The following is a 3,873-nucleotide window of genomic DNA, read 5'->3' as shown; positions in this document are numbered from 1 at the left end:
GGGGGGGGGGGGGGGCGGGGCCGCCCACGACGGTGACCGCCGGATCCGGCTCACGACGGTGACCGCCGGGTCCGGGTGGCGGCGTAGCCACCCGAACCCGGCTCCTTCACAGCACCCGTCGTCTGCGGCCCAGCCACGTCTGGGCCACCACCACCACGGCGAGGAACGCGCCGCTGACGACCTGCTGGTACGCGGAGTCGAGTGAGCCGATCTGGTTGATGACGTTCTGGATCACCTTCAGCAGGAGCACGCCGACCAGCGAGCCGCTGACGAAGCCGAAGCCGCCCGAGAGTAGGGTGCCGCCGATGACGACCGCCGAGATGGCCTCCAGCTCCATGCCCGAGCCGAGGATCGTCACGCCCGACACCAGCCAGGCCGCGTTGAGCGCGCCCGCGAGGCCGGCGCACAGACCCGACAGGGCGTACACGGTGATCTTCGTACGCGCCACGGGGGCACCCATCAGCGCCGCCGCGTCCTCGTTGCCGCCGACCGCGTACACGTACTGCCCGAACCTCGTGCGGCGCAGGACGACAGCGCCCAGGACGAACAGCGCCACCGTGATCCACACCGGTATGCCGATACCCAGCAGCGAGTCCTGCCCGAGCGTGGCGAAGAACGAGTCCTTGTCCACGAGATACGTCCGTGAGCCCTCGTCGGTGATCGCCAGCAGGATGCCGCGCGCGCCGAGCATCGCGGCGAGCGTGACGATGAACGGAGCAAGCCCCGACCGGGCGATGAGCAGCCCGTTGATCACGCCGATCAGACCGCACACCGCGAGCGGCAGCAGCAGGGCCACCACCGTCCCGTACTGCGAGCCCCAGGCCGCCAGCACTCCGCCGAGAGCGAAGAGCGAGCCCACCGACAGGTCGATCCCGCCGGTGACGATGACGAACGTCATGCCGAGCGCGACCACGGCGAGAAAGGCCGAGGACAGCGCCATGTTCTCAAGGTTGTCGCCGGTCAGGAAGGTGTCGAAGCTCAGCGACGCCGCCACCATGGCCACCAGGAGGGTGACGAGGGCGCCGTGCTGCTGGGCGAGGGCGCTGAAGCGGTCGCCCCGGCCGGGTCCGTCGTCCTTCTCGGCGCCTTGCCGGACAGCGGGCGGTCGCATCTCGGCCTTTGTGACGTCGGTGGTCATCGCTTCCCCCGTTCACGGGCCGCGTAGACGGCGGCGATGATCACCACGGCCTGGGCCATCTGGGTCCACGACGGCTGCAGGTCGTGCTTGATGAGCGTGGTGGTCAGCAACTGGATCAGGACGGCCCCGGCGACCGTGCCGCCGATGCGTATCCGCCCCCCGGACAGGGGCGTTCCGCCGACGACCACCGCGGTGATCGCCGACAGTTCCATGAGGTTGCCGAGCGAGGTGGGATCGCTGGCCGTCAGCCGGGCCGTGGCGAGGATGCCCGCCACCGCGGCCAGCGCGCCGGAGCACGCGTACACCACGATGAGGACCCGGCGGACGGGCAGGCCCGCGAGGCGGGCCGCCGGCCTGCTGTCGCCCACGGCGAGCAGCTGCCGCCCGAAGGTGGTGCGGCGCACCACGAAGGCCACCAGCAGCGCCAGGCCCGCGGCGATGAGGACGAGATAGGGCACGCCCAGCACGTCGCCCGAGCCGAGCGTCGCCATGCCCGGGTCGCGTACATCCTCCAGCTGGGGGAGCAGCACCAGGGCGATCCCGCGTGCGGCGACCATCAGGGCGAGTGTGGCGACGATGGGCTGGACGCCCAGGAAGGCGATCAGGGACCCGTTCGCCAGCCCGACCGCGATACCGCCCACCACCGCCATGAGCATGGCCATCCACAGGCCGTAGCCGAGGTACAGCGACAGCAGCGAGGTGGACAGGGCCATCACCGAGCCCACCGCCAGGTCGATGCCCTCGGTGCCGATCGCCAGCGCCATGCCCAGCGCGACGATGAGCACCGGGGCGACCTGGACGGCCTGGGTGCGGAAGTTCTCCGTCGAGACGAAGTTCGAGGTGAAGACGAAATTGAAGAGCAGGAGTACGGCGACGCCCGCGTAGACGCCGTACTCCTGGAGCAGGCGCAGCAGCCGTTCGCGGTCCACCTGGCCGCGCCCCAGCGTCAGGTCAGTCATGGGCGCTCCCAGCGGGTTCTGCGGGGTTTCCGGGGTTCGTGAGGGGTGCGGGACTTCCGGGTTCGGAGGGTCCCGAGGGTTCGGCGGCGATGGCCCGCATCAGCGCGTCCTCGGTGACGGCGTCGCCGGTCAGCTCGTCGACGACCGCACCGTCCTTGAGCACGATGATCCGGTCGCTGCCCTCGATCAGTTCCTCGGTGTCGGAGGAGATCAGCAGCACGGCCAGTCCGTCCTCGGCGAGTTCGTCGATGAGTGCTTGTACCTCCGCCTTGGCGCCGACGTCGATGCCGCGCGTGGGCTCGTCGAGCAGCAGCACTTTCGGATGCATGGCGAGCCAGCGGGCCAGCAGCACCTTCTGCTGGTTGCCGCCGGAGAGCTCACCGACCTTCTGGTAAGGGCCCGCCGACTTGATGCGCAGCCGCTTCACGAACGTGTCGACGACCTTGTCGACGCGGGCGTTGTCCACCAGGCCGAACCGCGAGAGCCCGGGAAGGGCGGCGAGCGCGATGTTCTCCCGTACGGACAGGCCGGGGGAGATGCCCTCGGCCTTCCGGTCCTCCGGCAGCAGGCTGATGCCGGCGCGGATCGCGGCCGGTGTGGAGCCGGTGCGCACGGGCACGCCGCCGACGGAGACCCGGCCCGAGTCCGTCGGCAGCGCTCCGGCGATCGCCCTGGCGGTCTCGCTGCGGCCCGAGCCGAGCAGGCCGCCCAGGCCCACCACCTCGCCCGGACGGATGGAAAGCGACACGTCGCTCAACTGGTGACGGATCGTCAGTCCCTCGGCGAGCAGCACCGGTTCCGCCGACGCCTGGTGCGAGCCGGTGAACTTGGTCAGGCCCTCGCTGCGGACCTCACCGATCTCCCGGCCCAGCATCAGGGAGACCAGCCGCAGCCGTTCGAGGTCGGCGAGCCGTCCGGTGTGCACCACGCGACCGTCGCGCAGCACGGTGACGGCGTCGCAGATCTCGTACAGCTCGTCCATGCGGTGGCTGACGTAGACCACGGCGATGCCGCGCTCGCGCAGCATGCCGATCACGTCGAACAGGGTGCGCACCTCGCGCGGTTCGAGCGACGAGGTGGGCTCGTCCATGATCACGACACGTGCGTCGATGGCGACGGCACGCGCGAGGGCCACCATCTGCTGGGCCCCGACGCCGAGTTCGCGCAGCGGACGGCGCACGTCGACCTGGATGCCCAGGCCGCGCAGCGCCTCGTCCGCCTCGCGGTTCATGCGGCCGAAGTCGATCAGACCGAGCCGGCCGCGGGGTTCGCGGCCGAGGAGCAGATTGCGGGCCACGCTCATCAGGGGGACGAGGTTGACCTCCTGGTAGATGGTGGAGATGCCTGCCTGCTGGGCCTGCAGGGGCGTGTGGAAGCGGACCGGCGTGCCGTTGTGGACGACCTCGCCGGCGTCCGGCTGGTAGACACCGGTGAGTACTTTGATCAGGGTCGACTTGCCCGCGCCGTTCTCGCCGACGAGGGCGTGCACCTCCCCGGCGCGAGCGGTGAAGTCCACGTCGGACAACGCCTTCACGCCGGGGAAGAGCTTGGACACGCCGGTGACGGAGAGCATCTCAGTAGGCCTTGGTGATGTCCGTCTTGGCGTTGGCCTCGGTGTACGCGCTGTCCTTGATGACGATGTCCTGCGCGACTTCCTCGCCCTTGGTGAAGCTGTCGAGGGTCTGGAAGGCGAGCGGCCCGAAGCGCGGGTTGGACTCGACGACACCGCTGATCCAGCCGTCCACGATGCCCTGTACGGCGTTGCGCGTGCCGTCG

General features: G+C 70.3%; 3 protein-coding genes and 1 pseudogene. All 4 read right to left on the bottom strand.

Translation table 11 applies throughout. From position 1 onward, the window contains the following. Positions 1 to 106 precede the first annotated feature (106 nt). A complete protein-coding gene (locus tag AOK01_RS29045; RefSeq protein ID WP_055516864.1) occupies positions 107 to 1,138 on the bottom strand; it encodes an ABC transporter permease in 1,032 nt (343 codons plus the stop codon). Further along, entirely contained in the window at positions 1,135 to 2,097 is a 963-nt protein-coding gene (locus AOK01_RS29040; RefSeq protein WP_055516862.1) for an ABC transporter permease, read from the bottom strand. The genes AOK01_RS29045 and AOK01_RS29040 overlap by 4 nt, the downstream gene beginning before the upstream one ends. Beyond that, complete coding sequence (locus tag AOK01_RS29035) at positions 2,090 to 3,670, bottom strand: sugar ABC transporter ATP-binding protein (protein WP_055516861.1); 1,581 nt, start codon at positions 3,668 to 3,670, stop codon at positions 2,090 to 2,092. The genes AOK01_RS29040 and AOK01_RS29035 overlap by 8 nt, the downstream gene beginning before the upstream one ends. 1 nt (position 3,671) lies before the next feature. Beyond that, positions 3,672 to 3,873: pseudogene (locus AOK01_RS29030) on the bottom strand (LacI family transcriptional regulator); the annotation flags it as partial.

This window comes from Streptomyces aurantiacus (genome assembly GCF_001418335.1).
Lineage (GTDB): Bacteria > Actinomycetota > Actinomycetes > Streptomycetales > Streptomycetaceae > Streptomyces > Streptomyces aurantiacus.
The sequence above is the reverse complement of the archived record's forward strand: the minus strand, read 5'-3'. Positions and strand labels throughout refer to the sequence as shown.

Bases quoted from the DNA above. Each gene is read 5' to 3' on its own strand.
- AOK01_RS29040 (WP_055516862.1), bottom strand. From the start codon at position 2,097: ATGACTGACCTGACGCTGGGGCGCGGCCAGGTGGACCGCGAACGGCTG.
- AOK01_RS29045 (WP_055516864.1), bottom strand. From the start codon at position 1,138: ATGACCACCGACGTCACAAAGGCCGAGATGCGACCGCCCGCTGTCCGG.
- AOK01_RS29035 (WP_055516861.1), bottom strand. From the start codon at position 3,670: ATGCTCTCCGTCACCGGCGTGTCCAAGCTCTTCCCCGGCGTGAAGGCG.